The 26405-nt window shown below is 64.6% G+C and carries 22 protein-coding genes; 13 read left to right on the top strand and 9 right to left on the bottom strand.

The genetic code is table 11. The annotated features are described in order from the left end of the window. The first annotated feature begins 43 nt into the window (after nucleotides 1-43). The 9 genes from BLEFHOIH_RS00670 to BLEFHOIH_RS00630 all read left to right on the top strand — a co-directional run bounded on the left by BLEFHOIH_RS00670 (nucleotide 44) and on the right by BLEFHOIH_RS00630 (nucleotide 10654). The gene (locus BLEFHOIH_RS00670) at nucleotides 44-1600 is read left to right on the top strand and encodes a sugar ABC transporter ATP-binding protein (RefSeq protein ID WP_088342648.1); all 1557 of its coding nucleotides are present in this window, start codon (nucleotides 44-46) and stop codon (nucleotides 1598-1600) included. Next, nucleotides 1597-2577, top strand: coding sequence for an ABC transporter permease (locus tag BLEFHOIH_RS00665; RefSeq protein ID WP_088342560.1), 981 nt, complete (start codon nucleotides 1597-1599; stop codon nucleotides 2575-2577). Before BLEFHOIH_RS00670 ends, BLEFHOIH_RS00665 begins: the two co-directional genes overlap by 4 nt. Nucleotides 2578-2593: 16 nt before the next feature. After that, nucleotides 2594-3562 (top strand): ABC transporter permease, encoded by a 969-nt coding sequence (locus tag BLEFHOIH_RS00660; RefSeq protein ID WP_088342559.1) that lies wholly within the window; start codon nucleotides 2594-2596, stop codon nucleotides 3560-3562. Nucleotides 3563-3628: 66 nt separating this feature from the next. Continuing rightward, nucleotides 3629-4504 (top strand): SMP-30/gluconolactonase/LRE family protein, encoded by an 876-nt coding sequence (locus BLEFHOIH_RS00655; RefSeq protein WP_088342647.1) that lies wholly within the window; start codon nucleotides 3629-3631, stop codon nucleotides 4502-4504. A gap of 217 nt (nucleotides 4505-4721) precedes the next feature. Then, complete coding sequence (locus BLEFHOIH_RS00650; protein WP_245296808.1) at nucleotides 4722-6236, top strand: sugar ABC transporter ATP-binding protein; 1515 nt, start codon at nucleotides 4722-4724, stop codon at nucleotides 6234-6236. Beyond that, nucleotides 6233-7234 carry an ABC transporter permease gene (locus tag BLEFHOIH_RS00645; protein ID WP_088342558.1) on the top strand — a complete coding sequence of 334 codons (1002 nt, stop codon included), beginning with the start codon at nucleotides 6233-6235 and terminating at the stop codon, nucleotides 7232-7234. The genes BLEFHOIH_RS00650 and BLEFHOIH_RS00645 overlap by 4 nt, the downstream gene beginning before the upstream one ends. Nucleotides 7235-7264: 30 nt before the next feature. Further along, a complete protein-coding gene (locus tag BLEFHOIH_RS00640; protein ID WP_088342557.1) occupies nucleotides 7265-8215 on the top strand; it encodes a substrate-binding domain-containing protein in 951 nt (316 codons plus the stop codon). A gap of 214 nt (nucleotides 8216-8429) precedes the next feature. Then, nucleotides 8430-9485, top strand: a complete 1056-nt coding sequence (locus BLEFHOIH_RS00635; protein WP_088342556.1) for a sugar phosphate isomerase/epimerase — start codon at nucleotides 8430-8432, stop codon at nucleotides 9483-9485. Further along, on the top strand, nucleotides 9482-10654 hold the full coding sequence (locus BLEFHOIH_RS00630; RefSeq protein ID WP_088342555.1) for a Gfo/Idh/MocA family oxidoreductase: 1173 nt from the start codon (nucleotides 9482-9484) through the stop codon (nucleotides 10652-10654). Before BLEFHOIH_RS00635 ends, BLEFHOIH_RS00630 begins: the two co-directional genes overlap by 4 nt. Before the next feature lie 150 nt (nucleotides 10655-10804). On the opposite strand, the gene BLEFHOIH_RS00625 is transcribed toward BLEFHOIH_RS00630, so the two are convergent. The 5 genes from BLEFHOIH_RS00625 to bhcA all read right to left on the bottom strand — a co-directional run bounded on the left by BLEFHOIH_RS00625 (nucleotide 10805) and on the right by bhcA (nucleotide 16366). Continuing rightward, nucleotides 10805-11857: a 2-dehydropantoate 2-reductase N-terminal domain-containing protein gene (locus BLEFHOIH_RS00625; protein WP_088342554.1), complete on the bottom strand. Its 1053-nt coding sequence runs from the start codon at nucleotides 11855-11857 to the stop codon at nucleotides 10805-10807. 185 nt (nucleotides 11858-12042) lie between these two features. Then, nucleotides 12043-13008: an iminosuccinate reductase BhcD gene (gene bhcD / locus BLEFHOIH_RS00620; RefSeq protein ID WP_088342553.1), complete on the bottom strand. Its 966-nt coding sequence runs from the start codon at nucleotides 13006-13008 to the stop codon at nucleotides 12043-12045. 9 nt (nucleotides 13009-13017) lie between these two features. After that, nucleotides 13018-14175 (bottom strand): 3-hydroxy-D-aspartate aldolase BhcC, encoded by a 1158-nt coding sequence (gene bhcC, locus BLEFHOIH_RS00615; protein WP_088342552.1) that lies wholly within the window; start codon nucleotides 14173-14175, stop codon nucleotides 13018-13020. A 16-nt stretch (nucleotides 14176-14191) separates the two neighbouring features. Continuing rightward, the gene (gene bhcB / locus BLEFHOIH_RS00610; protein ID WP_088342551.1) at nucleotides 14192-15172 is read right to left on the bottom strand and encodes a beta-hydroxyaspartate dehydratase BhcB; all 981 of its coding nucleotides are present in this window, start codon (nucleotides 15170-15172) and stop codon (nucleotides 14192-14194) included. A gap of 3 nt (nucleotides 15173-15175) precedes the next feature. After that, complete coding sequence (gene bhcA / locus BLEFHOIH_RS00605) at nucleotides 15176-16366, bottom strand: L-aspartate--glyoxylate aminotransferase BhcA (RefSeq protein WP_088342550.1); 1191 nt, start codon at nucleotides 16364-16366, stop codon at nucleotides 15176-15178. Nucleotides 16367-16559: 193 nt separating this feature from the next. On the opposite strand from bhcA, the gene bhcR reads away from it, so the two are divergent. Further along, entirely contained in the window at nucleotides 16560-17387 is an 828-nt protein-coding gene (gene bhcR / locus BLEFHOIH_RS00600; protein ID WP_088342549.1) for an HTH-type transcriptional regulator BhcR, read from the top strand. A 269-nt stretch (nucleotides 17388-17656) separates the two neighbouring features. Then, nucleotides 17657-19639 carry a L,D-transpeptidase family protein gene (locus BLEFHOIH_RS00595; RefSeq protein WP_245296807.1) on the top strand — a complete coding sequence of 661 codons (1983 nt, stop codon included), beginning with the start codon at nucleotides 17657-17659 and terminating at the stop codon, nucleotides 19637-19639. A gap of 124 nt (nucleotides 19640-19763) precedes the next feature. Here BLEFHOIH_RS00595 and BLEFHOIH_RS00590 read toward each other — a convergent pair whose 3' ends face one another. Both BLEFHOIH_RS00590 and BLEFHOIH_RS00585 read right to left on the bottom strand, forming a co-directional pair. Beyond that, nucleotides 19764-22166, bottom strand: coding sequence for an MHYT domain-containing protein (locus BLEFHOIH_RS00590; RefSeq protein ID WP_088342547.1), 2403 nt, complete (start codon nucleotides 22164-22166; stop codon nucleotides 19764-19766). A gap of 192 nt (nucleotides 22167-22358) precedes the next feature. Continuing rightward, complete coding sequence (locus BLEFHOIH_RS00585; protein ID WP_088342546.1) at nucleotides 22359-22658, bottom strand: hypothetical protein; 300 nt, start codon at nucleotides 22656-22658, stop codon at nucleotides 22359-22361. Nucleotides 22659-23394: 736 nt separating this feature from the next. On the opposite strand from BLEFHOIH_RS00585, the gene BLEFHOIH_RS00575 reads away from it, so the two are divergent. Further along, entirely contained in the window at nucleotides 23395-24330 is a 936-nt protein-coding gene (locus BLEFHOIH_RS00575; RefSeq protein WP_088342544.1) for a hypothetical protein, read from the top strand. 209 nt (nucleotides 24331-24539) lie between these two features. Next, the gene (locus BLEFHOIH_RS00570; RefSeq protein WP_088342543.1) at nucleotides 24540-24857 is read left to right on the top strand and encodes a hypothetical protein; all 318 of its coding nucleotides are present in this window, start codon (nucleotides 24540-24542) and stop codon (nucleotides 24855-24857) included. Nucleotides 24858-24929: 72 nt separating this feature from the next. On the opposite strand, the gene BLEFHOIH_RS00565 is transcribed toward BLEFHOIH_RS00570, so the two are convergent. Beyond that, nucleotides 24930-25922: an HAD family hydrolase gene (locus tag BLEFHOIH_RS00565; protein ID WP_245296816.1), complete on the bottom strand. Its 993-nt coding sequence runs from the start codon at nucleotides 25920-25922 to the stop codon at nucleotides 24930-24932. 245 nt (nucleotides 25923-26167) lie between these two features. Further along, a complete protein-coding gene (locus BLEFHOIH_RS26500; RefSeq protein WP_170936925.1) occupies nucleotides 26168-26329 on the bottom strand; it encodes a hypothetical protein in 162 nt (53 codons plus the stop codon). Nucleotides 26330-26405: the final 76 nt, after the last annotated feature.

The following is a 26405-nucleotide window of genomic DNA, read 5'->3' as shown; positions in this document are numbered from 1 at the left end:
CGTCTCCTTCGGCTCTTGCTCAGCCATTTTGGGGGCGCGCTTCATGCAGGCGGTCAGCGGGCCGGTCCTTGAGACGATCGGCGTGTCAAAGCGGTTCGGCGGTGTCCAGGCGCTCTCCAATGTGGATTTCGCCTGCCGGAGCGGACGCATCCACGCGCTGCTCGGCGAGAACGGCGCGGGCAAGTCGACCCTCATCAAGATCATCGCCGGCGTCGTCCAGCGCGATGCCGGGCGGATGCTGCTCGGCGGCGAGGAGGTCGTCTTCGCCACCCCGCGCGAGGCGAGCGCCGCCGGCATCGGCTGCATCTTCCAGGAATTGTCGCTGATGCCGCATCTGAGCGTTGCCGACAATATCTGCATCACCGATCCGCCGCGCCGCTGGGGTTTTATCGACGGGCGTGCGCAAAGGCACATCGCGGCGGACGCTTTGGCACGGGCAGGCGCGGAGGACATCAACCCGTCCGCGCCGGTCTCCAGCCTGCCGCTGTCGCGCCGCCAGATGGTGGAGATCGCCAAATCGCTGGCGCGCGACCCGAAACTGCTGATCCTCGACGAAGCGACCTCGGCGCTCACCGCCGCCGATGTGACCCGCGTCTTCAAGGTTTTGAAGCGGCTGCGCGAGGAAGGGCTCGCCATCATCTACATCTCGCACCGCATGAGCGAGATCGCCGAACTCGCCGATGACTGCTCGGTGTTCCGCAACGGCCAGCATGTCGCGACCTTCCCCGCCGGCACGAAGAGCAATACCGAGGTCGTCGAGATGATGATCGGGCGGGAATACAGCCATGCCTTTCCGCCAAAGCCCAAGCGCGATCTGCGCGGCGTCCAGCCGGCACTGGAGACGCGCGGCCTGTCCTGGGAGAGCGCGCTGCGCGATGTTTCGATCGCGGTGCGGCCGGGCGAGATCCTGGGCCTCGGCGGGCTGGACGGGCAGGGCCAGATGGAGATGCTGCTGGCGCTGTTCGGCGCGCTGAGCGGCGTCGGCGGCGAAACGCTGGTCGAGGGCCGCCCCGTGACGCTGGCGAGCCCGCAGTCCGCAAAGGCCTGTGGCATCGGCATCGCGCTCATCCCCGAAGACCGCAAGACCGACGGGCTGATGTTGCCGATGTCGGTGCGCGACAACCTCACCTTCGCCGCGCTGGATTCGATCTCGACTGCAGGCATCGTTTCGTCACGCGCGGAAAACGCCGCCGTCGCCGACATGGTCAAGCTGCTGGGCATCCGCATGGGCGCGGCGGACGACGCGGTCGGCACGCTGTCGGGCGGCAACCAGCAGAAGGTCGTCATCGCCAAATGGCTGCTCAACAAGCCCGGCATCATTCTGCTCAACGATCCGACGCGCGGCATCGACGTGGCCACCAAGCAGGAACTGTATCAGCTTCTTCGGCGGCTTGCGGATGAGGGCGCGGCGATCATCCTCTACTCTACGGATTATTACGAGCTGATCGGCTGCTGCGACCGCGTCGCCGTCTTCTATGACGGGCAGATCGTGCGGCTGCTCGAAGGCGACCAGATCACCGAGCGCGCGCTGATCGCCAGCGCGCTGAACATCTCCACCGCCGACCAGGGCGACGTTCTGCTAGGCGAGGCTTCGCTATGAGCCGTTTGCGCTACCAGCTTCTCGAACATCGCGGCACGCTGCTCGCGGCGGCGGTCTTTGCGGCGCTGTTCCTCGTCTACATCTCCAACTACGCGACCGGGCTGAATGCGGCGGTCGCGACCACCGTCGCCAATAAAGGCGTGCTGCTGGCGATCGTCGCCATGGCGCAGACGCTGCCGATCCTGACCGCCGGTCTCGATCTCTCCGTCGGCATGGTGTTCGTGCTGGCCAATTGCCTCGCCTCCGAGCTGGTCGTCGGCGGGCCGCTGCAAACCGCCTTCGGCATCGTCGTGGTGCTCGGCGCGGGCCTCGCCTGCGGCCTGCTGAACGGCCTCATCATCGTCTATGGCCGGCTGCAGCCGATCATCACTACCCTGGCGACCGGCGCCATCTATTACGGCCTCGCGCTCTGGCTGCGGCCCGTCCCCGGCGGCGACATCAATTCCGACCTCGCCGACGCCGTCACCGGCCAATTGCCCGGAGGCATCCCGGCCATGCTCGCCGTGTTGATGGCCGTCGTGCTGCTGGTTTGGGTGCCCTTCCGCAATTCGGTGACGGGACGCGCCGCGCTCGCCATCGGCTCGTCGGAGACGGCGGCCTACATGTCCGGCATCCCGATCGCCCGGGTGAAGATCGTCACCTATGCGCTTTCCGGCCTGCTCGCCGCCATCGCCGGGCTGCTGCTAACCTTCGTCACCTATTCCGGCGAGGCGTCCTCCTCCATCGGCGGCACCTATACGCTGAACTCCATCGCGGCGGTGGTCATCGGCGGCACCTCGCTGATGGGCGGCTATGGCAGCGCCATCGGCTCGATTTTCGGCGCCTTCGCGCTGCGCACCATCGGCGACCTCCTGTTCGTGCTCGATCTCGACCCGCTCTGGCAGCCGCTGTTCCAGGGCATGATCCTGCTCGTCGCCGTCAGCCTCAGCGCGCTGCGGCTGCTCAAGATCCGCAACCGCCTCGACCTCTTCAGCTAACGGAGCGCGCCGACCGATGTCCGAACTCGTCATGCAGCTTCGCCGGCACACCAATCCGGCCGTCCTGACGGCGAGCGGCTGCATCGTCGCGCTGCTGATCGCGGGCAGCTTCTATTCGGCCAATTTCCTGTCGCCGAACTATCTGTTGCAGCAATTGCAGGTCGCCTCCTTCCTCGGCATCATCGCCACCGGCGCCATGATCGTCATCCTGCTCGGCCATATCGATCTGTCGGTGCCGTGGGTGGTGACGCTCGGCGGCATGATGGCGACGGCGGCGGCCGGCTGGTGGGGCGATCTCGGGGCGGCGCTCGCCATCCCGTTCGGCGTCGCCTGCGGGGCGCTGGTCGGCCTCATCAACGGCATCGGCACCGCCTATCTGCGGGTGCCGTCGATGATCTTCACGCTCGGCATGAATGCGGTGGTGCAGGGTCTCGTCGTCGTCCACACCGGGGGCTTTGCGCCGCAGGACCGCGCCACCGAGGCCATGCACGATCTGGCGACGGAGCGGACGTTTTTCGGGCTGCCCAATGCGCTGCTGCTCTGGGCGGTGCTCTCCGCCGCGATGATCTTCCTGCTGACCCGGACGACGCTCGGCCGGAAGATCTACGCCATCGGCAACCGCGAAAAGGCGGCCTATCTCTCCGGCATCAATACCCGCGCCGTGACGCTGATCTGCTTCGTCATCTCCGGCGCGATGTCCGCGCTTGCGGGCGTGCTGCTTGCCGGTTATGCCACAAAGGCCTATCAGGCGATGGGCGACGCCTATTTGCTGCCCGCCATCGCGGCGGTCGTGCTCGGCGGGACAAATATTCTTGGCGGCAAAGGCACATATGCTGGCACCATCGTCGGCACCATCCTGATTACGCTGCTGTCCTCGATCCTGTCGGTGATGCAGATTGAGGAGATGGGGCGGCAAATCATCTATGGTGCCGTAATCATCGTGATGCTGCTGACCTATGGGCGTGGCGCCAAGACGCAAGGGTAGACGGAGGGACTTAATTTGCTGACACAGGCCTTTGAAGTGCTGGACGAGCGGTTTACCAAGCTCGCCATGGGCAATGTCCATCTGGAAAAGCTCGGGACCGGCTGCCGCTGGGCGGAAGGCCCCGCCTATTTCCCGGCCGGGCGCTATCTGGTCTGGTCCGACATCCCCAATGACCGCATCCTGCGCTGGGACGAGACCGACGGCTTCGTCTCGGTCTTCCGCCAGCCCTGCAACAACACCAACGGCCACACGGTCGACCTCGAAGGCCGGCTGGTTTCCGCCGAGCATCGCGGCCGCTGCATCTCGCGCACCGAGCATGATGGCAGCCGCAAGGTGCTTGTCGACCGTATCGACGGCAAGCGCTTCAACTCGCCGAACGACGTCGTGGTGAAATCCGACGGCACGGTCTGGTTCACCGACCCGAGCTACGGCATCGATTCCGACTATGAAGGTGACGCCGCTCCCTCCGAGATCGGCGCCAGCCATGTCTACCGGTTCGATCCGGCAACGGGCGCGGTGACGGCGGTCGCCACCGATTTCGTCAAGCCGAACGGCCTTGCCTTCAATGTCGACGAAAGCGAACTCTATATCTGCGATACCGGCGCGACCCATGTCAAAGACGGGCCCCGCCATATCCGCCGTTTCAACGTCGGCGCCGGCGGCGCTTTGTCGGGCGGAGAGGTCTTCGCGACCTGCACCGCCGGGCTGTTCGACGGCTTCCGCTTCGACGTCAAGGGCAATCTCTGGACCAGCGCCGGCGACGGCGTGCATTGCTACGCCCCGGACGGCACGCTGATCGGCAAGGTGCGGGTTCCGGAGGTTGTCGCCAATGTCTGTTTCGGCGGCATCAAGCGCAATCGCCTGTTCATCTGCGGCACCACCTCGCTCTATGCGGTCTACCTGAATACGGCGGGCGCGCTGCGGCCGGTTGCGGCGGGCTGAGGGCCGTTTCAATTGACAGATCGCCCGCATCCGTTAACCTTGGGGGCATCGACTGAATAAGAAGCGCGGCAGTCTCAATCTGTTGCCATAATAATGAATTCGGAGGAATCGCCCGCGCCGCAGCAACCATGCTGACCGGCAAAGATCATCCTTGGATTTCATCTCGCGTGCAACCGTCGGGGACACATGCCGTCCCCGCAGTGATCTGGAACTTGCTTTGCTGCAGGCCGACCAAATTTCGAAATCCTTCGGCCCGGTCAAGGTGCTGGATGGCATCTCGATCGCACTGGAGCCGGGCCGCGTTCATGCCGTGATCGGCGAGAACGGCGCCGGCAAATCGACATTGATGCGCATCCTTTCCGGCTATCTGGAGCCGAGCGGCGGCGGGCTGCTCTGGGAGGGTGCGCCGATCCGCTTCGCCAGCGCCTTCGAGGCCGAGCGGCATGGCGTCGTGCTGATCCATCAGGAAATTCTGCTCGCCGACGACCTGAGCGTGGCGCAGAACCTTTTTCTCGGCCGCGAAATCCGGCGCGGGCTGATGGTCGACGACGCGGCGATGGACCGGCGCACGCGCGACGTCTTGGCCGAACTCGGCACGGCGATCCCTGCCGATTCGGAAGTCCGTCGTCTGTCCCTCGCCGACCGCCAATTCGTGCAAATCGCGCGGGCGCTGCTCGTGCCGAACAAGGTCGTCATCTTCGACGAGCCGACGGCCGTGCTGACGCCCGTTGAGACCGAAAAGCTCTTCGTCGTCATCCGCCGGCTGCGCGAGGTGGGCGTCGCGGTGCTGTACGTTTCGCATCGCCTGCCCGAAGTGAAGGCGATCTCCGACACCGTCACCGTCCTGCGCGACGGCCGCCATGTCACGACAGCGCCGACCTCCGATCTCGACCCCATCGACATGGCGCGGCTGATGGTCGGTCGCGACATGGCAAAGCTCTATCCGGCGCGGAGCGCGGGCGGCGGCGCAGTCGTGCTAGCGGCCGAAGGCATCAGCGTGCCCGGCTATGTCGAGGACGCCAGCTTTAAGCTCCGGCGCGGCGAAATCCTGGGCTTCGGCGGCCTCGTCGGCGCGGGCCGCACGGAGCTGTTCGAGGGCATCGTCGGCTTGCGTCCTTCGCGCGGCGGCCTCGAACTGCACGGCAAGCCGGTGCATTTCACCGATGTCCGCGCCTCGATGAAGGCGGGAATCACCTATCTCAGCGAAGACCGCAAGGGCAAGGGGCTCCTGCTCGACGAGGAGCTGCGGGAAAATCTCACCCTCGCCGCGCTCGACCGCTTTGCGCGTGGCGGCGTCATGGACGTGCCGGCAGAAGAGGAGGCGCTCGACGGCGCCATCAGCCGCTTCGATATCCGCGTCGGACGCCGCAATCTGCTCGCTCGCCAGCTCTCCGGCGGCAATCAGCAAAAGCTGTTCCTGGCCAAGATGATGCTGCTCGAGCCGCGCATCGTCATCATCGACGAGCCCACGCGCGGCGTCGATATCGGCACCAAGCAGCAGATCTACAGTTTTCTCGCCAACCTCGCCGCGCAGGGCGTCGCCGTCGTGGTGATCTCCTCGGAGATGCAGGAGCTGATCGGGCTTTGCCACCGTATCCTGGTGATGCGCGGCGGGCGGATCGCGGGGGAGGTGAGCGGAGACGAGATGACGGAGGATGAGATCGTGTTTCTGGCGACCGGCGTGCATGAAATAGGCGTTGAGACAGCGGTGGAAGCCGCGCGCCCGGCATGAGCCAGGCCGTTTCCCCGACCCCGGCCCGGAGGCTCGGCTGGCGCTTCGACATGCGGGCGCTGTCGCCGTTCCTGGCGCTGGCGGCGCTGCTGGTTCTCGGCACGGTGCTGAACCCGGATTTTATGAGCGTTTCGAACCTCACCAATGTCGTCACGCGCTCGGCCTTCATCGCCATCATCGCCGTCGGCACCACCTTCGTGATCGCCAGCGGCGGGCTCGACCTGTCAGTCGGCTCGATGTCGGCCTTCGTCGCCGGCATGATGATCCTGTTCCTGAACGCCATGGGCGGTGCGGAATGGACGACGCTCGCCATGGCCATGGGCGTCGCCCTCGTATTGGGCGCGGCCTGCGGTCTCGCCAATGGCCTGATGGTGACGGTCGGGCGGATCGAACCCTTCATCGTCACGCTCGGCACAATGGGCATTTTCCGCGCGCTGATCATGTATCTGGCGGCGGGCGGCACCATCACCATGGCCAGCTACGAGATGCGCGATCTCTACCGTCCTTTCTATTTTGGTGACGTGCTCGGCATTCCGGTGCCGGTGATCGCCTTCCTGGCGGTCGCCTCGGTCGCCTCGCTCATCCTCTACAAGACGCCGTTCGGGCGGCATGTCGTGGCGGTCGGCTCGAACCAGGATGTCGCGCGCTATTCCGGCGTCCCGATAGCGCGCGTCATTACGCTGACCTATGTCATCCAGGGCCTCTGCGTCGGCCTTGCGGTGCTCGCCTATGTGCCGCGCCTCGGCTCGGCGACGCCGACGACCGGGCTGCTGTGGGAGCTGCAGGCCATCGCCGCCGTGGTCATCGGCGGCACGGCGCTGCGCGGCGGACGCGGCCGGATCTGGGGCACCATCGCGGGCGCGATCATCCTGGAAGTGGTCGGCAACATCATGGTGCTGTCGAACCTCGTCTCCGAATATCTCATCGGCGCGGTGCAGGGGGCGATCATCATTATCGCCATGCTGGTGCAGCGCAGCTTGCAGCAACGGTCGCAATAGGCCGGACTTTACGAAAACTGGGAGGAAGTAATGAAACGTACAATGATTGGATCTCTTGCCGCGGCGTCATTGGCGCTCGGCCTGGCCACGGGCGCCATGGCGCAGCAGAAGAACATCACCATCGGCGTCTCGATCCCCGCGGCGACGCATGGCTGGACGGCGGGCGTGATCTATCACGCCGAGCGCACCAAGGCGCTGCTGGAGAAGGCCTATCCGGGCCTGAAGGTGCTGGTGAAGACCTCGCCGACCGGCGCGGCGCAGGCCAATGCGCTCGAGGATTTGACGCAGCAGAAGATCGACGCTCTCGTCGTGCTGCCGTTCAATTCGGACGAGCTGACAGGGCCCGTCGCGCAGGTGAAGAAGCAGGGCACCTTCGTCACCGTCGTCGATCGCGGGCTGAAGGATCCGGCCATCCAGGACGTCTATGTCGCGGGCAACAACCCTGAATTCGGCCGCGTCTCCGGCCAGTATTTCAAGGACACGCTGAAGACCGGCGATGTCGTCGTGCTGCGCGGCATTCCGACCGTGATCGACAGCGAGCGCGTCGATAATTTCGAAGCTGCGATCAAGGGCTCAGGCATCAACGTCATCGACAAGCAGTTCGCCAATTGGAGCCGCGACGACGCCTTCAAGGTCATGCAGGATTTTCTCGCCAAGCATAAGAAGATCGACGCCGTCTGGGCCTCGGACGACGACATGGCGATCGGTGTGCTGGAAGCCATCAAGCAGGCCAAGCGCGACGACATCAAGCTGGTCGTCGGCGGCGCCGGCATGAAGGACATGGTCAAGCGCGTCATCGACGGCGACAAGATGGTGCCGGTCAACGTGCTCTATCCGCCGGCAATGATCGCCACCGCCATCCAGGTGACGGTTGCACATTTCTACGGCGGCGCGCCGGTGCGCGGCACGTATTTGATCTCGTCGCCGCTGATCACCCAGGCGAATGCGAAGGAATATTACTATCCGGACTCGCCGTTTTGAGAAGGCCCCCTCACCCGGTCGCTGACGCGCCCGCCCCCTCCCGCCAGGGGAGAGGGCGTGCCGAGCAAGGTGAGGGGCACGGTATTGCGGCTCGCGCCGCTGCCCTCTCCCCTTTGTGGGAGAGGGCTCCCGCCCAATGCGGGTGGGTGAGGGGTGGCTAACTCAGCGCCGGCTCGGCACCGCCAATTTTCTCCATTTCCGAAGGACCGCACCGATGAAAACCATGAAAGGCCCGGGCATATTCCTTGCCCAGTTCGCGGGCGACGCGGCCCCGTTCAATTCGCTCGACGCGATCTGCGCCTGGGCGGCCGGGCTCGGCTATAAGGGCGTGCAGATACCGACCTGGGACGCCCGGCTGTTCGATCTCGCCAAGGCCGCCTCGTCCGACGCCTATTGCGAAGAGGTGAAAGGCACCGCCGCCCGCCACGGCCTCGCCATCACCGAGCTTTCGACGCATCTGCAAGGCCAGTTGGTCGCCGTCCATCCTGCCTATGACGACGCCTTCGACGGCTTCGCGCCGGCCGCCGTGCATGGCAATCCGGCCGCCCGCACCGAATGGGCCGTCGAGCAGATGCGTTTTGGAGCGCAGGCCTCGCGCCGCCTCGGGCTGAACGCGCATGTGACCTTCCCCGGCGCGCTGGCATGGCCCTTCATGTATCCCTGGCCCCAGCGGCCCGCGGGGCTCGTCGAGACCGCCTTCACCGAACTCGGCCGGCGCTGGCGTCCGATCCTCGACGCCTTCGACGAAGCCGGCGTCGATGTCTGCTACGAAATCCACCCCGGCGAGGACATCCACGACGGCCTCAGCTTCGAGCGCTTCGTCGACGCGGTCGGCGGCCATAAGCGCGCCTGCATCAATTACGATCCGAGCCACTTCCTGTTGCAGCAGCTCGATTACCTCGCCTTCATCGACCTCTATCACGAGCGCATCAAGGCCTTCCACGCCAAGGATGCCGAGTTCAATCCGACCGGCCGCTCCGGCGTCTATGGCGGCTATGCGAACTGGGTCGACCGGGCCGGCCGCTTCCGCTCGCTCGGCGACGGCCAGATCGATTTCGGCGCGATCTTCTCAAAGCTGGCGCAGTACGACTACGACGGCTGGGCCGTGCTGGAATGGGAGTGCTGCCTGAAGCATCCCGAGGACGGCGCGCGCGAAGGGGCGGAATTCATCGCGGCCAACATCATCCGCGTCACCGAGAAGGCGTTCGACGATTTCGCCTCGAGCGGCACGGACGAAGCCATGAACCGCAAAATGCTGGGGTTGTCATGATTGAAGGCTCGAAGGAAGGCAAATTGAACCGCCGCCTGCGGCTCGGCATGGTCGGCGGCGGGCGCGGGGCGTTCATCGGCGCGGTCCACCGCATGGCGGCGCGGCTCGACGACCGCTGGGATTTCGTCGCCGGGGCGCTGTCCTCGGACGCCGAGCGGGCGCGGCTGTCGGGCGAGGACCTGCGGCTGGCGCCGGACCGCGTCTATCCCGATTTCGCCGCCATGGCGGAGGCGGAAAGCAAGCGTCCCGATCCGATCGACGCCGTCGCCATCGTCACGCCGAACCACATGCACGCCGCGCCCGCCAAGGCGTTCCTCAATGCCGGCATCCACGTCATCTGCGACAAGCCGCTGACCACGACGCGCCAGGACGCCGACGAGCTGCAGCAACTCGCCGCCGACCGCAATCTGATCTTTGCCGTCACCCACAACTACACCGGCCATCCGCTGGTCAGGCAGGCGCGGGCGATGGTCGCGGGCGGCGAGATCGGCAGGCTTCGCGTCGTGCAGGTCGAATATGCGCAGGATTGGCTGACCACGGCGCTCGAAAACTCCGAGCATAAGCAGGCGCGCTGGCGCACCGATCCAGCGATCTCCGGCCCGGTCGGCGCGGTCGGCGATATCGGCACCCATGCGTTCAACCTCGCCGAGTTCATCGCCGGGGCTGAGGTCGCCAGCCTCGCGGCGGACCTGAACGTCTTCGTCGAGGGCCGCCGCCTCGACGACAATGCCGGCATGATGCTGCGCTTCGGCAATGGCGCGCGCGGGATGCTCTGGTGCAGCCAGGTGGCGGTGGGCAATGAGAACGGCCTTTCCATCCGCCTCTATGGGGACAAGGGCGGCCTGGAATGGCACCAGGAAAACCCGAACGTGCTGACCTTCTCGCCGCTCGGCGAGCCGCCGCGCCTCATCCGCCGCAACGGCGCCGGTTCCGCGCCGGTGGCGCAGGCTGCCTCACGCATTCCGGCGGGGCATCCCGAGGGCTATCTGGAAGCCTTCGCCCAGCTCTATGCCGACATCGCCGAGCTGATCGCCGCGCGGCTGGAGAACCGCGAGCCCGATCCGCTCGCAAGGCAGGTGCCGATGGCCGCCGATGGCATCAGGGGCGTCCGCTTCATCGAGGCGGCGGTGAAATCATCAGCGGCCAACGGCGCCTGGACGGAACTTTAGGTGCTCCCGTCGTCCCGGACGCCGCAAAGCGGCGAGCCGGGACCCAATGGCCGATCCGCGAGCACTTCGTTAGAGGAGAGGCGAGTGGGCCCCGGCTCTGACGGCCGGGGCGACGGAGGATTTACGGGTTGGTGGAGTGTCAATGGCTCGTTACGCCGCGCTGACCTGGTTCTTCGCCAGCGCGGCATCGACGGTCGCCACGGTCTCGTCGATGGCGGCGTGCTCCATGCCTAGGGAACGGCCGATCAATTGCACCAGCCTGTCCACGCGCTCGATGAAGGGCTGCCCCGCCATCACCGCCCGCGCGACAGAGGACGGCCGCAGCAAGCTCTCGGCGGCCTGGGCATATTTCTCGAACTCGACCTGATCTGAGGAATCGGCGCCGAGCCGTTGGATGATGGCATCGACATGGGCATAGATGGCCCGCGACTTGTCGATGTCGCCATGCACCGCATCGCGGATCGGCACCGCGTCGCCGCGCGTGATGCAGCGATAATTGCCGGTCAGCAGCATGCTCCATTTGGCGAGCGGCACGAATAGCGAGTCATGCACCCGCAGCTTCACCGGCACGTCCTTGCCGTCGAGCAGCACTGCCGCGATGTCGGCTTCGAGCGCCGCCAGCATAGCGTTGTGCTCAGGCTTGCCGAAGGGGGCCGCCTTAAAATTGGTCGGCAGGCCGACATGCAGCACATTGGCTTCCTCCTCAGGCGGGCGGAAGGCTTGCGGGTCGGGCGAGCAGAGCGAGACCAGCTCCGGGTCGAAACGCTCCCAGACGCGGGGATTGGCGAAGGCCGGCTCGAGCTTCGAGGTGTCGAGCCCTGGGATGCGCTTCAGATAGGGCAGGGGCGGCATGTTCATGATCGAGAGGCAGGGCAGCCGTTCCTCGGCGATGCGGATGAGCAGAGTGCGGATTGCGTGGACGCTATATTGCGGCTCCTGCATGGCGAGCAGCACGAGGTCGTAGGCGGCGGGGTCGGCGCGCTCGGGCGTCACGGCGTTCAGATGCCCCGGCAGGTCCGTGGAGTAGATCGAGCGGTGCCCGGCCTCGCCCTTCAGCTTGAGGCGGATTTCGGTGCCGCGTTCATTGATGAGCTGCGCGGTGGCGGAGCGGCAGACCAAAGTTACGTCATGGTCGGCCATCAGGAGCTTGGTGCCGAAAAGCGATCCATAGGAGGCGCCAAGGATGAGCACTTTATATCGCATGTCCTAACTCCAGTTTTCTGACAGCGCAAAACCGCCGTTCAACGCGCAACCGACAGACACCGGCCGCCCTGCGGCAGACGGCATGAAGTGAAACCAATAAAGTCAGAGCGTGGCTGCGCCTATCCACTGGCGCAGCATTCAATCGTAGACGGCAAGCCTAGCGCGGCTGCCGCGCGCCTTAAACGTCAAAATTCGATATTGATTGCGACATTCTTGGCGATGGCCAGATCGACGACAGCGGATGCTACGGCCAGATCTTGCAGCCCGACGCCGGTGCCGTCGAACAAAGTGATTTCGCTCTCCGTCGACCGGCCGGGATGCTCGCTATTGATGACGTCGCCGATCGGCGTGACGGATTTCTGATTGATGAGGCCCTGGCTCATGGCGTGCTGGCATTCGCCGATGGTGATCGATTGCGCCACCTCGTCGGCGAACAGGGTCGCCGCCGCGACCAGCTCGGATTCAACCTCCTGCTTGCCCTTGGTGTCGGTGCCCATGCAGGCCAGATGCGTGCCCGGCTTCACCTGGGCGCGCGTCAGGATGGGGGCGAAGCTGGAGGTGATGGTGATAATGACATCCGCCTCAGCGCCGATGCGGTCGAGATCGACGGCCTCGAAGGGCACGCCCGCCTCGTGCGCGGTTTGTTCGAGGCGGGGCAGCATCTCCGGATGCAAATTCCAGCCGATGATCTTTTCGAAATTGCGCTGCTCCAGCGCCGCGCGGACCTGGAAGGCCGACTGGAACCCGGCCCCGATCATGCCGAGCACCTTGGCGTCCTTGCGGGCGAGATATTTGATCGAGATGGCGGAGGCCGCCGCCGTCCGGATCGCCGTCAGATAGTTGCCTCCGACCATCGCCTTCACCTTGCCGGTGTCGGCGTCGAAGAGGAACACCGTCGACTGATGGTTGGTCAGACCCTTTTTCTCATTGCCCGGCCAGTAGCCGCCGGCCTTGAGCCCGAGGACGAGACCGGCGCGGTCGAAACCCGACTTGAAGCCGTAAAGCGCGTCCGCATGGCCGATGGCCTCGCGGATGACCGGGAAATTATATGCCTTCCCGCTCGCCATGGCGGCAAAGACGGCTTCAACCGCCTTAAACGCTTCCGGTCTGCCGATGATCTGACGGCAGGTCTCCTCCCCGACAACGATCATGGGTACCCCTCAATAGGCTTTGCCGCGGGCGGAAACCGGCCAGACCGTTTCGACCTTGCCGCCGCGGATGCCGACATACCAGTCATGCACGTTGCAGGTCGGGTCGCAGTGCCCGGGCACCAGCTTCAGCTTTTCGTTGATCTTCAGCGCGCCGTTCGGATCGGAGATGACGCCGTGCTCGTCGGAGCATTTGATGTATTCGACGTCGCTGCGCCCGAAGACGTAGGGCAGGCCGCTGTCGACCGATTGCGCCTTGAGGCCCGCGTCGCAGATGGCCTTGTCGGGTTTGGCGTGGCTCATCACCGATGTCAGGATGAACAGCGCATTCTTGAACTCGGAAATGCGCTCGCCCTTGGCGTCGTGGATGCGGCCGTAATCGGCATCCATGAAGGCGTAGGAGCCGCATTGCAGCTCGTTATAGACCTGCGAGTTGCCCTCGAAATAATAGGAGCCGGTGCCGCCGCCGCCGACGATGTCGCATTCGAGGCCCGCCTCGCGCAGCATATCGACGGAGCGCTTCACCATCTCTACGGCGATGTCGATCTTGGCCTTGCGGTCCTCGTAATTCTGCATGTGCTGCATGGCGCCCTGATAGGCCTGGAGGCCGGAGAATTTCAGCCCCGGCGCCGCGTCGATGGCCTTGGCAAGGTCGACGACCGGCTGGCCGGCCTGCACGCCGCAGCGCCCCGCCCCGCAGTCGATTTCGACGAGGCATTCGATGGTGGTGCCGTGCCTCTGGGCGGCGGCGGAGAGATCGGCGACATTGGCGATGTCGTCGACGCAGCAGATGGTGCGCGCGCCGAGCTTGGGCAGCCGGGCGAGGCGGTCGATCTTGGCGGGGTCGCGCACCTGGTTGGAGACCAGCACGTCCTTGATGCCGCCGCGCGCGAAGACTTCAGCCTCGCTGACCTTCTGGCAGCAGACGCCCACGGCGTCGCCCAGGCTGTGCTGAAGTTTCGCGATGTCGACGGATTTGTGCATCTTGCCGTGGACGCGGTGGCGCACGCCCATCTGCGCGCAGAAATCGCGCATCGCCTTGATGTTGTATTCCAGCGCGTCGAGATCGACGACCAGGCAGGGCGTCTGGATGTCGGCCTCGTTCATGCCGACGGCGGCGGGCACGTCATAGCCAACTTCGAGATCGGCCAGTTTTGTGAACACATTCATGGTCTCGTCTCCAAGGTCAGTGCTTGAGCCAGGGCAGTTTGCCCAGATCGACATTGCCGCCGGTGATGACGACGCCGACGCGCTTGCCGGCGAAACGGTCGCGGTTCTTCAGGATGGTGGCGAGCGGCACCGCCGAGGACGGCTCCATCACGATCTTCATGCGCTCCCAGATCAGGCGCATGGCGCTGACGATCTCCTCCTCCGACGCGGTGAGGATGTCCGTCACCTTGCCGGAGACGAAATGCCAGGTGAGGTCCTTCAGCGGCACTTTCAGCCCGTCGGCGACGGTGTTGGGGGCGTCGTCGGCGATGATGTGGCCGGCCTTGAAGCTCCGATAGGCGTCGTCGGCCTGTTCGGGCTCGGCGGCGTAGATCTCGACCGAGGGAGCGATCGACGACAGGGTCAGGCAGGTGCCCGACACCATGCCGCCGCCGCCGATCGGCGCGATGACGGCGTCGAGCACCCCCAGCTCCTCGACCATCTCCCGGGCGCAGGTGCCCTGGCCGGCGATGACGCGCGGATCATTATAGGGGTGCACGAAATCGGCGCCGGTCTTGGCGACCACCTCGGCGAATACGGCCTCGCGGGAGGAAGTGCTCGGCTCGCATTCGACGATGGTGCCGCCATAGCCGCGCACGGCGGCCTTCTTGGCCTCAGGCGCCGTGCGGGGCATGACGACGGTGACGGGAATGCCCCGGCGTCCCCCCGCATAGGCGAGGGAGAGGCCGTGATTGCCCGACGAATGGGTGGCGACGCCGCGCTTTGCCTTCTCCTCGCTCAGTCCGAAGACCGCGTTAGAGGCGCCGCGCGCCTTGAAGGCTCCGGCCTTCTGGAAATTCTCGCATTTGAAGAACAGCTCGGCGCCGGTCAGCGCGTTCATGAAGGCGCTGGTCAGTACCGGCGTGCGGTGGATATACGGCTTGATCCGTTCATGGGCGACGACGACGTCGTCATAAGTCGGGATGGTCAAGCCGTCGGGTGTGGTGTGGATGTTCATGGCTTACGCCGCCTTCATCTGTACGTTCCCGGTGCTGGTGCGGTAATGCTCCTGCGCCGCCGCGACGCCCGAGCCGAGGCGGACCGGGAGGCCGAGATCCACCATCACCATTTCGGCCGTCGCGATGCCGGCCAGCGCCATCACATCGGTCAATGAGCCGAGATGGCCGATGCGGAACACCTTGCCGGCGACGTCGCCGAGCCCGACGCCGAAAGCGACGCCATATTTGGTCGCGGCATGGGTGACGATCCTGGTCGCATCGAAACCGGCGGGCGTCGCAACCGCGCTGACGGTATCGGAATAGAGCCGGGGCTCCTTCGCGCAGAGCGAAAGCCCCCAGGCGGCCACGGCCTCGCGAATGCCCTCGGCGATGCGGAAGTGCCGCGCGAAGACATTGTCGAGACCTTCCGCTTCCAGCAAGCGGATCGACAGGTCGAGACCTCGGATCAGGTTCACCGGCGGCGTGTACGGGAAGCCGCCATTCTCATTCGCCCTCAGCATATCGCGAAAATCGAAGAAACAGCGAGAGCATTTTGCGGCGGTCATCGCCTGTTTCGCCTTCGGGCTGATGCCGAGGATGGCGAGGCCGGCCGGCAGCATGAAGCCTTTCTGCGAGCCGGTGATGGCGATGTCGACGCCCCATTCGTCCATGCGGAAATCCATCGAGGCGATCGAGCTGACCCCGTCGACGAAGAGCATGGCCGGGTGATTGGCAGCATCGATTGCGCGGCGGACGGCGGCGACATCGCTGCGCACGCCCGTCGCAGTCTCATTATGCGTGACGAGTACGGCGCGGATCTGGTGCGACCTGTCCGCCTTCAGCGCCTTCTCGAACTGGTCGGCCGGCGCGCCGCGCCCCCATTCCTCCTCGATCATCTGCACTTCGAGGCCGTGCCGGTTGCACATGTCGATCCAGCGATGCGAGAACATGCCATGACGTGCCGCAAGTACCACGTCTCCCGGTGACAGCGTGTTGTTGATCGCCGCTTCCCATGCGCCCGTCCCAGTGGAGGGGAAGATCAGCGCGTCGCCGTGCTGCGTCTTCAGAATGCGTTTGACGCCATCGAGTGCGGGCCTCAGCATTTCGACAAAGACGGGCGAGCGATGATCGATCGTCGGAAAGTCGATTGCCCGGCGCAGCTCTTCGGGAATGTTGGTGGGGCCCGGAATGAAGATCGGGTTCTGCGTGGACATTTCGTACCTCCCATCTTCTCCTCACGAATGTCGAGGAGCTTTTTAAAAGACTACCCTGCGTGGACTGCGCTCACAATTTTTTTGAAATGATTTTTCAGAATCTGATATAGTCTCTTACAGCAATGTTATCAAACGGGATTTTATTTTTTCGGTCAATGAAATGATATTTCAAATTGCTCAATAGGAGTTGGCTATGGCCGCAGTGACCGCACGCAACCGAGGCCGCCCGAAAGCCTTTCACGACAAATCGCATGACGTGCTGATCCAGTCGCTCGACCGGGCCATGGAGGTGCTGAAGACAGTCGCCTCCGGCAATGGCATGACCCTGACCATGATCGCCGAGACCGGCGGTCAGTCCGCGCCGACCTGCTACCGCATCCTGACGACGCTGAAAAAACACCGGATCGTCGAATTCGATGAGGTCGGGCAGCTTTGGCATGTCGGGCTGGAGGGCTTTCGCATCGGCATGAACTTCATCGGGCGCACCCGCATCGCCGAGCAGAGCCGCCCCGTCATGCAGCGCATCATGACGGAGACGGGCGAGACCGCCAACCTCGCTATTCTGGATCGCGGCGAAGTGACCTTCATCAGTCAGGTCGAAACGCATGAACCGATCCGGGCGTTCTTCCGGCCCGGCACGCGGGGCCCCGGACATGCCTCAGGCATCGGCAAGGCGATCATGGCCTTCCTGCCCGAAGAGCAGGCGCGCGCCTCGCTGCCCGAGGACCTGCCGCGCTATACCGCCAACACCATCACCACGCGCGATGCCTTCATGGCTGAACTCGCCGAGATTCGCGCGCGAGGCTTTGCCATCGACAATGAGGAGCGGACCGAGGGCATGCGCTGCATCGCGGCGCCCGTCTTCAACGCCTATAACGAGGTCGTGGCGGGGGTGTCGCTGTCCGGGCCGTCGGTACGGGTGAAGCTGGAGCGCGACGAGGAATTCGGCACGTTGATTCGGTCGGCGGCGGACGAGATTACGCGGGCAACCGGGGGAATCGTTAAAGGCATTTCGGATTGATGATTGCAAGCTACGCGCGATTGGGGGCCGCGCCACCAACCTATCGGTGCTGGTTTCCCGCCGGTTAAGGCCGAACTGTGACCTCGAATCCGCCCGCCGTTACATAATCTGGGCCTGACTAATTTGTGATGCTGGTAAAGACAGCCTCGCCCTGCAGAATTACGCTTCCAAAAGCATTTTTGCCTAAACTCCGGGCGTGCCCCCCTTGAAGCGCCAGTTCCCACCATTCAAGAGGCGGGGAGTTTTGCGTACCGGACGGGAGTGTAATCGTGAGTAATGTTGATAATGGCGCCTCCCGGCGCCTTTCGTGCCTGCGCGGCCTGTCGGCAATCTTCACCCTCAGCCTTCTGACTTGCCTGACGTTCGGCCCCGCGCAACCTGCATTTGCCCAAAATGACGACACGGCTGACGCGCCAGAGACCACGGCCGCCATGCCAAAGAAGGAGACCAAGCCCGACGGTTTCGGGCCCGGTCCGTATTTTGCCGTGGTTTCCATCGCCGATCAGCGCATTTCCGTCTATGGCAGCACCGGGCTGGTCGCCCGCTCAACCGTCTCGACGGGCATGCGCGGCTACGGCACGCCGACCGGCGTTTTCTCCATCGTGCAGAAGAAGCGCTATCACGAATCCAACATCTATAGCGGCGCGCCGATGCCGTTCATGCAGCGTATCACCTGGTCGGGCATTGCGCTGCACGCGGGCGTCGTGCCGGGCTATCCGGCCTCGCATGGCTGCATTCGCTTGCCGGGTGGCTTTGCTCCGCGCCTGTTCAGCGCCACCGAGGTCGGCCAGCGGGTGATCGTTGCGCCGCATGACATTACGCCTTTCGAGCTGCGTCACCCGACGCTCCCGGCGCCGAAAATGCAGCCGGCTCCGAAGGTTGCGATGCGGACCGGCCCGGATTCCATCTTCACGGTCAACAGCGCCCGCCAGAATGGTGGAGCGATCCTGGAGCCGACCGGCTTTCGCGAAGGCCCCGTCGAGCCGCAACAGCTCAACCCGCTCGAATTTGCGCGGATGATGAAAGACGAGGCGACCGCCAAGGCCAAGGTTGCGGCTCAGGACACCCGGGCTGCCGTGCTGCTGTTGGCGACCAAGACCACCGAGCAGCGCGTGTCAGGCAGGAAGCTTGCTATCGCCGAAGATGTGGCGAGGGAGGCGGCGCGCGATCTCGCGGCTGCCATCCGAAAGCTGGAGAAGACGGACGGCAAGCAGGCCATTGCCGATGCCATCGAGGGCGTCGGCGAGGCTTCGGCGGCCATCACCGAGGCGGAGAAGAGCAGGGACGCCCGCATCGCCGCCGCGACCGAGGCGCAGAAACAGGCCGAGGCAGCCATGTCCGAAGCGCAAGGCGCTGCCGACGATGCCCGCATCGCCCAGGCGAACGAGAATAAGACCGAGGCCGACGCCGCGCTGGCCGCGACGTTGAAGGTCAAGGAAGCGCGGCTTGCCAAGGCGATGGTTGCGAAAGGCAAGGCCGATGCCGCTCTCGCCGAGGCACAGAAGGTCGGCGAACTCCGCGTTGCGAAGGCCATCGCCGCCAAGGCCGATGCCGAGGCGCATGTCGTCGAGACGCAGAAGGATGAGGAGCAGCGCATCGTCGCGGCAACCGAGGCCAAGGCGGAGGCGGAACGGGCCCTTGCCGAAGCGCAGAAGCTGGCCGCCGAGGCCCGTGCCATCAACGAGGCCAAGCTGCAGGAACTGACGGCCGCGCGCAATGCGACGCTCGAGGCCAAGGCGACGAGCAAGGCAGCGGCGGATTCGCTGACCGAGGCGACGCGCCGGATGAAGCCGCTTTCGGTGTTCATCAGCCGCAAGACCGGACGGCTCTATGTCCGTCAGGCGTTCCTGCAATTGTTCGACGTCCCGGTCGCGATCCGCGATCCCGAGCGGGAGATCGGCACGCATGTCTATGTGAGCACCCGCGCCTCCGATGACGGCTCGCAGCTTTCCTGGCAAGTCGTGTCGATGCCGGCCCAGCCCGAAACCCGGCCGGTTGCCCGCGAAGGCAAGCGAAACAAGAACGAGGCGTCCATTGCGGCGGCCATGGTGCCTCTCGTGACGCCTGAGACGGCGAAAGGCGCCCTCGACCGCATCACGGTGTCCGACGATGTGGCACAGCGCCTCGCCGAGCTGACCTGGGTCGGCGCAACGGTGATCGTCTCCGACAATGCCATGAGCGGCGAAACCGGCAGCCCGCAAAGCGCAACGACGGATTTCGTGATCCTGACCCGGCGCGCCAGCGGCCGGTAATTCGCGAACGGTACCCGAACCCCATTCCGAAACAGTCGGAAGGGGTTCGCGGTGTCCTGGCTCGACAGCCTTCGGCGTGCGGGATCGGGTGGGTCGGAGCGGCTCGACAAAAGCCACCTCTGCGTCAGGCGGCCGCGGAAAGCGCTTCCTTGCGCATCTGGCGGCCGAGTTCGCCCAGCCGCTTGACCGACGCAGTCACATGCGCCACGTCGAACGGCTTGGCGATAAACTCGTTTACGCCCATCGCCTTATACGCCTTCTCGGTGCCGCGCATGGTGTTCGCGGTCAAGGCGATGATCGGAATATGGCCCTTCCAGTCAGTCCGCGCGCGGATCAATTCGATGGCGTCGATCCCCGACATGACCGGCATCTGATTGTCCATGATGATGAGATCGAAATCGGCCGCGGCCAGCCGGTCGAGCGCCTGTTTGCCGTTCTCCGTCATCGTTACCTGGCAGCCCATGCCTTCCAGCACTTCGGCGATGAGCATCTGGTTGAAAAGATGATCTTCGGCGACCAGCACGTCGAAGCTTGGGCCGGCTTGAGTCTGCGCCCCGGCCGATGCTGCTGCGCGGCAGGCCTGTTCGTCGGGCGTGGCCCGGCGCGGCAGGGGCAGCCAGACTGAAAACACCGAGCCGCTGCCGACTTCGCTGGCGACGCTGATGCGCCCCTTCATCATTTCGACGAGGCGCTTGGTGATGGTGAGGCCAAGGCCGGTGCCTTGGGAGCGATCCTCATTCGAACCGAGCTGAGCGAAACGGTCGAAGATCAGCGCGCGCTTGTTCTCCGGGATGCCCTCGCCGCTGTCGCCGACTTCGAACAGGAAGCCGTCATCCTTTTCCGAGAGCGACACCGTCACCGAACCCTGCGCGGTGAATTTGATGGCGTTGCCGATCAGGTTAATCAGGATTTGCCGGACGGCGCCGCTATCGCAGATCAGCGCGATGTCCGGCGGTAGGTCCGATCGGCTCGAAAGATGCAGCTTCTTGGCGTGGGCCAGCGGCTCCATGGAAAGCACGGTGGCGGAGACCAGCTCGGGAAGATTGCAGGGCCCGATTGCCAGCTCGACGTTGTCGCTGCTTATTTTCGAGAGGTCGAGCAGATTGTTCGCCAGATGCAGCAGATGGTCTGCGGACGTCTGGATGATCTCGGCGCGCTCGCGCTGCCGTGCCGAGAGTTCGTCTCCGAGCATGATCTGCATGAAGCCGATGATGCCGCCGATCGGGGTGCGGATTTCATGGCTGATCATGGCGACGAAATCGCTCTTGGCGCGGTCGGCGGCTTCGGCTTTTTCCCGGGCTTCGCTGAGCTCCTGCTCATGCCGCTTGAAGCTGGTGATGTCGGAGCGGATGCCGACCATCTCGCCTTCGGGCGTGCGCCGTTCGCGCCGGAGCATCCAGCGTCCATCGGAGAAATGGACGAAAGTGTCGGCGCCGTCGCCTTTCGCGCGCGCCCGGAGCTGGTCGGCGATCCAGGCCTCGGGATCTGCGCCATCCAGATCGACGCTTCCGCGCCCGACAAGCGCGCGTAAGACGTCCTCGAAGCGCGTACCGGGAACGATAACGTCGGCGGCGTCCCCGTGCAGGTCGCGTTGCGCCTGGTTGGCCACCACCAGCCGGTCGTCCTGGTCGTAAATGGCAAAGCCTTCCGACATGGCCTCGATCGCGGTGGCGAGACGCTGCTCGGCGGTTTTGGCGCTCCGCCGCGTCAATTCCAATTCGCGCTCGCGGACGAGCGTTTCGGCAGCCTCGCGCTCGGTCTGGCGCGCAAGCTCGGCGTTTGCCGCCGCGATCAGGCGCTGACGTGCATCGCCCGCCAGCGCCGCCACGAGACTGATGCCGAGCACCGCGACCGCCGCGCTGGCGATGGTCATGGACAGCGCATTCGGCGACAGCGACAGGGGAGCGATGGCGACCTCCGGGTCCGGGATGATCTCGAGAGCAGCCATGCCGGTGAAGTGAAGGCTGAGCACGGAAAGCGTGAGCAGGAGGGCGGATACGAGTGTCGCCCGAACGCCGCCGCCGCCGCGGGTGGCGGCCAGCATCGCCGCGATGCCGAGCAGCACGCCCATTGCAAGCGAGGCCGCCACAAGGCTGTCCGACCAGGTTACATGCCCCGGCACTTCCATCGCCGACATGCCCATGTAATGCATCACGCCGACGGCCAGACCGAAGATGATCCCGCCGAGGATCGCGGCCCAGACGCCGCGGCTCTCCGTGGCGACGGCGAAGGCCACCCCGGTCAGCACGATCGCGGCGAGCAGCGAAACCAGGGTCAGAGTGAGGTCGTAGCCTACAGGCGTTCCGGCGCTGTAGGCGAGCATGGCGATGAAATGCGTGGCCCAGACGCCATAGCCGGCTGCGGCGCCGATGGTGATGAGCCAGAGCGCCCGGATTGCTTGTCTCGTTGCGCTGGCGCGTTGAAACAGGTGGAGCGCGGCGCAGCTCGTGAAGAAACAGATCGCGACCGCCAGGATGATGAGGCGCCAATCGTGTTGCGTCGCAAAACAGGAGTAGACCCGAAGCATTTGCGGTAACTTTCCCTGAGACGCGAACAATAGGCGCTCGGCATTAATCGGGCGTTAATGGTTGCCGGCTGCCAGAATGCCGTCTTCAGGTTGTGGCGTACGCATCAAGCGCTTTCGCAATGCCGGGCTATTGGGCATGCGTCCGCCGCCTCCCGCGAACGGGAGAGTGCTGGCGGCATATGGCGCCGATGACTAGATCTGCATTGGAATTGTGCCCATCAGGGGCAAAGGGGCCGCCGGCGCTGCGTTTTCGGCCATACGAGGCTGCGCGAGTTTGGGCGCGTCGGCAAAGTCGAGTTCGAAGATGCCGGAAACCATGACGACGGAGTGGCGCTGCTGTCCGTTTTCGGCAAGCGCGTAGCGAAGCGCTGCGGATTGCGCGAAGAACAGACCGCCGCGTTGGCGCTCTTCGTCCTGGACAACCCACACCCCGCGGCTGTTGCGGCCGACGAACAAGGTCGGTCGCTGCGAGGGAGGTTCTGCTTGAACCATGGCACATCCTTTCGATGTGAATTCAGGCGGCGCGGACGCAAAGATGTCCACGGCGCGATCATCGCGGGGATTAGGTCGAGGGTTGGGCCGGGGTTGAATTACGCCTGCGACAAATGCGCGTGGCCCGCCCGGCGCGGCTGCGGATGCCCAATAGGTGCAGGCGACGCCATACTGCATCCCGGCAACCGCCGTTACTCATCATTTATGCGGGAGGGTTTGCCTCTTCTCGATTTCCTACGCGGCAGGCAGGAATTATGCGCACGGGAGCGGTCGCCGCAGGGCTCGCCTTGCGGTGCCCCGCGCCCGAGAAACGCATCAGAGGTTGTTGCAATGCCTAGTTTGAACCATCCCCCGTCAGAGCATAGCCGGCGGCGATTGCGATCCGGGTCGATTCCGTCGCAGCGCCGTCGCCATTGCCTACGACTATGTCGGCGGCGACTACGGACGCTATGCGGACGGGGAGGGGACGGACCCGCTCGCCGATCACGCCAGCCGTTTCGCGCATGCCGATGCCATCGTTTGGGATGCGATCCGTAGCGCCGTCGAGGAGCTTTGCCGTGTCTCGAATCAACGAACCGCGGCAACCGGCTAAGCTGCGGCTTCAGGCAGGCAAAATCCGCGGTCGCGAAGGGGCTGTGCGCATCATGACAGCGCACAGCCTGGCATAAGGGAACATGACTATCGCCCAGATGTCGCACCGATCCGATCCCGGGTCCAAGCCATCGAGGTCACGGCGATGACGCTTAACCGGAAGCCCTTACGCCTGCTGATCCCGGCGCTGGCCATCGCTTTCGTCGGATCGGCGGCCACGGCCGACGCCGACGGCACCGAGCCGGCAATTCAGGCGCAGCAAATCGAGCGCCTGCCGCCGCCACCGCCGAGCCCGTGGGAGATCACCTTCACCACCTACAGCTGGTTTTCGGCCATTTCGGGCGATGCCATCGTCAAGGGGCGCAAGCTGGACGTCGAGGCCAGTATCAGCGAGATCCTCGACCATCTCGATTTCGATGGCATCCCGGCCTGGATGAGTTACGCGGAGATGCGGCGCGGCCCGGTCAGCCTCTTCAACGATATCGTTTACGCCAAGCTCACCGACAGCAAGGATTTCGCGCGCGCGGTCAATGGACGGGTGGCCGGACGGCTCGGCGCCGATATCAGCGTCGATTTCGAGCAGGCGACCGTCGAGGTCGGCGGCGCCTATGAGGTGGGCGCGTGGTATTCGGGGGTCAATTCCGGCAGGAACAGCTCGCTGGCGCTAGACGTGCTCGGCGGCGCTCGCTATTGGCGCCAGGAACTCGACGTTTCCGCCGATCTGTCCTCGACGTTCGACCGCGACGGCCTGCGCATTACCCGCAATCGCGCCATCGCCAGGTCCGGCACTGTCGAATGGGCCGACCCGTTCATCGGCGCCCGGCTGCGCTATGAGCGTGCGCTCGGCCAGGAACTGGTCCTGCGCGGCGATGTCGGCGGCTTCGGCGCCGGCAGCGATTTCTCCTGGCAGGTCATCGGCGCCTATAATTTCCAGGCCTGCACTCTGTTCGGGATGCCGATGGAGGGCTATGTCGGCTACCGGGCGCTCGCGGTCGACTTCTCGGAGGGCTCGGGCCGGTTCGAATATAAGATCGACGACGTGGAATATGGCCCGGTGGTCGGCTTAACCAGCCGCTTCTGACGCGGGTGCCGGTATTGGATAAAGGCAACTAAAGAAAACCGATTAACTCGCAGGTCGCGCATTGACACTGTATTCGTCTTGAGGGGATTTCCGTCTCGTAACGCGATAAATTTTGGCGCTACCCTCCCGCTTGTAGACGCATGAGATTGTCATTTCCGCGCCGGCGGATATGGCCAGTTGAACAAGTTCCTACAGGTGGGAGTACTGGAATGCAAATCATCGGAAAATCTGCGCTGACCGCCGCTCTGATTGCGTCGTCTCTCGGTGCGGCGAGCCTGACGGCCTTCGCCAAGACCAATTACGACACGGTCACGGTCACCGGCGACTTTAAGGACCAGCGCATTACCGCGCCTGTCCGCATTCGGGAAAATGGCGCCCGGCATGTCCGCATTCCCGGCGGTGGCTGGGTCGATTGCGCTTCGGATTGCAAGCAGACGCTGCGGGATGCGACCGTCGACTTCTGGGGCGCGCAGGACGAAGAGATCGGCGGCGGCGGCGGTGGCGATGGTGGCGGCGGCGGCCGCTAGGCCATCGGCTTTAGGCTTTGAGATACAAGGGGTGGCACCGGGGTCCGGCGCCGCCCTCATTTTTCCCCTGCATCATTCGCCGACCGGACGTCCTTCTGTTTCGGGCGCGAAAATCACCTTCCAGTCGGTCTTCATATCCACGACCGTCCATTGGTTGATGGCCGCGGCATCAAGCGCCTTGTCGAGCCGTCCGAAAGTCGTGTCGCGATCATAGGCGTATTCGCGCTCGGCATCGGTGTGATGCACGATCAGGCCGAAGCGTCCGCCACCCGCCAAGGTGGTCCATTGCAGCATTTCCAGATCGCCGTCGGAATTGCCGAAAGCCGCGACCGGGCGGCGGCCAATGGCCTCCCAGATGCCGACCGGCTTGCCTGCCTTATCGTCGATGAAATTGACCTCGCCGATACGGTAAAGCTGCGGCCTGCCGTTGCGCATTTCGAAGCGGGTCTTGACCGACGTGCCGATCACCTGCTCCGGCGGCACGCCATAGACGCGCCCGGTCCATGGCCGCATGAACTCGACGCCGCCGCCAGAGGCGATGTAAGTCTTGAAACCATTGGCGCGCAAATAGCTGAGCAGTTCGAGCATCGGCTGATAGGCGAGATCGGTGTAGAGGCGGTTGAAGTGCGGGTGCCGCGCCGATGCCAGCCAATCGGTGACGATCTGCTCGAAGGCATCGGTGGTCATGCCGCTATGAGTGGCGACCATCAGTTGCACTAGGTCGCGTTCGCCGGACGCCGCCAGCGTCTTCATATCGCCGTCAAGCGCGGCCCTGAACGGCTGCTGCTTGCGCCACTCCGGATGCTTGGGCGCGAGCGTTTTTACACGGTCGAGCGCGAAAGCAAGCTGAGCGTACATCGGGTGCTCCGGCCAAAGCGTCCCGTCATTGTCGAAGACGGCGATGCGCTCGATTTCCGGCAGGTAGGCCGGCGAGTCCGGCGCGGTGACGCGGCCGACGAAGCTGAGGATCGATGCCTTGGCCGGTCCCTCGTTCCAAGATGGCAGCGGATCGGCCGATTGCGCCAAGACGGCAGCCGGCGACCAGCACGAGACCAGGGCGGCCATGAGGGCCGCCAGGACGGAGCGACGTGTGAGCGATCGATATGCTTGCATCCACTTCCTCCCAGCAATCACGGGCAATCCAGCCCTATGACAGGCAAGATCGGAAGGGGCGGCAAGTCCGCTTTCAACGTTTTTACAGTTGGATTAAGGGTCCGATAACGGTCGGACCGAAATAGGATGCTAGGCGCACGCATGAGAATGGGCCCGGGGATTTCCCCCCGAGCCCATTTGACCGTCGCTAAATCGTATTAGCCGGCCTTATTGATGGCGGCATCGAAATCGGAGATTGCGGGCGAGCCGGGAAAGACGCCCAAATTGCGGTCAGCGTTGTAGCGCGGAGCAGCGGAGGCGGCGGAAACGGCGCCGAAAAAGGCGAGAGCGACGAGTGCGGAACGAACGAACGTGGTCATGATCTTCTCCAGTTTTTTAGGTGGCTGAGCTTCTGCTCGACCGTAGCCTTGAGATGGGTCGTGACGCCGGTCAGAA

It is taken from the genome of Rhodomicrobium sp. R_RK_3 (assembly GCF_002198715.1).
Taxonomy (GTDB): Bacteria; Pseudomonadota; Alphaproteobacteria; order Rhizobiales; family Rhodomicrobiaceae; genus R-RK-3.
This window is presented reverse-complemented; position numbering and strand designations above follow the sequence as displayed.

Excerpts from the sequence above, each read along its gene's own strand:
- BLEFHOIH_RS00670 (WP_088342648.1), top strand. The coding sequence starts at position 44 with ATGCAGGCGGTCAGCGGGCCGGTCCTTGAGACGATCGGCGTGTCAAAG.
- BLEFHOIH_RS00665 (WP_088342560.1), top strand. The coding sequence starts at position 1,597 with ATGAGCCGTTTGCGCTACCAGCTTCTCGAACATCGCGGCACGCTGCTC.
- BLEFHOIH_RS00660 (WP_088342559.1), top strand. The coding sequence starts at position 2,594 with ATGTCCGAACTCGTCATGCAGCTTCGCCGGCACACCAATCCGGCCGTC.
- BLEFHOIH_RS00655 (WP_088342647.1), top strand. The coding sequence starts at position 3,629 with ATGGGCAATGTCCATCTGGAAAAGCTCGGGACCGGCTGCCGCTGGGCG.
- BLEFHOIH_RS00645 (WP_088342558.1), top strand. The coding sequence starts at position 6,233 with ATGAGCCAGGCCGTTTCCCCGACCCCGGCCCGGAGGCTCGGCTGGCGC.
- BLEFHOIH_RS00640 (WP_088342557.1), top strand. The coding sequence starts at position 7,265 with ATGAAACGTACAATGATTGGATCTCTTGCCGCGGCGTCATTGGCGCTC.
- BLEFHOIH_RS00635 (WP_088342556.1), top strand. The coding sequence starts at position 8,430 with ATGAAAACCATGAAAGGCCCGGGCATATTCCTTGCCCAGTTCGCGGGC.
- BLEFHOIH_RS00630 (WP_088342555.1), top strand. The coding sequence starts at position 9,482 with ATGATTGAAGGCTCGAAGGAAGGCAAATTGAACCGCCGCCTGCGGCTC.
- BLEFHOIH_RS00625 (WP_088342554.1), bottom strand. The coding sequence starts at position 11,857 with ATGCGATATAAAGTGCTCATCCTTGGCGCCTCCTATGGATCGCTTTTC.
- bhcD (WP_088342553.1), bottom strand. The coding sequence starts at position 13,008 with ATGATCGTTGTCGGGGAGGAGACCTGCCGTCAGATCATCGGCAGACCG.
- bhcC (WP_088342552.1), bottom strand. The coding sequence starts at position 14,175 with ATGAATGTGTTCACAAAACTGGCCGATCTCGAAGTTGGCTATGACGTG.
- bhcB (WP_088342551.1), bottom strand. The coding sequence starts at position 15,172 with ATGAACATCCACACCACACCCGACGGCTTGACCATCCCGACTTATGAC.
- bhcA (WP_088342550.1), bottom strand. The coding sequence starts at position 16,366 with ATGTCCACGCAGAACCCGATCTTCATTCCGGGCCCCACCAACATTCCC.
- bhcR (WP_088342549.1), top strand. The coding sequence starts at position 16,560 with ATGGCCGCAGTGACCGCACGCAACCGAGGCCGCCCGAAAGCCTTTCAC.
- BLEFHOIH_RS00590 (WP_088342547.1), bottom strand. The coding sequence starts at position 22,166 with ATGCTTCGGGTCTACTCCTGTTTTGCGACGCAACACGATTGGCGCCTC.
- BLEFHOIH_RS00585 (WP_088342546.1), bottom strand. The coding sequence starts at position 22,658 with ATGGTTCAAGCAGAACCTCCCTCGCAGCGACCGACCTTGTTCGTCGGC.
- BLEFHOIH_RS00575 (WP_088342544.1), top strand. The coding sequence starts at position 23,395 with ATGACGCTTAACCGGAAGCCCTTACGCCTGCTGATCCCGGCGCTGGCC.
- BLEFHOIH_RS00570 (WP_088342543.1), top strand. The coding sequence starts at position 24,540 with ATGCAAATCATCGGAAAATCTGCGCTGACCGCCGCTCTGATTGCGTCG.
- BLEFHOIH_RS00565 (WP_245296816.1), bottom strand. The coding sequence starts at position 25,922 with ATGGCCGCCCTGGTCTCGTGCTGGTCGCCGGCTGCCGTCTTGGCGCAA.
- BLEFHOIH_RS26500 (WP_170936925.1), bottom strand. The coding sequence starts at position 26,329 with ATGACCACGTTCGTTCGTTCCGCACTCGTCGCTCTCGCCTTTTTCGGC.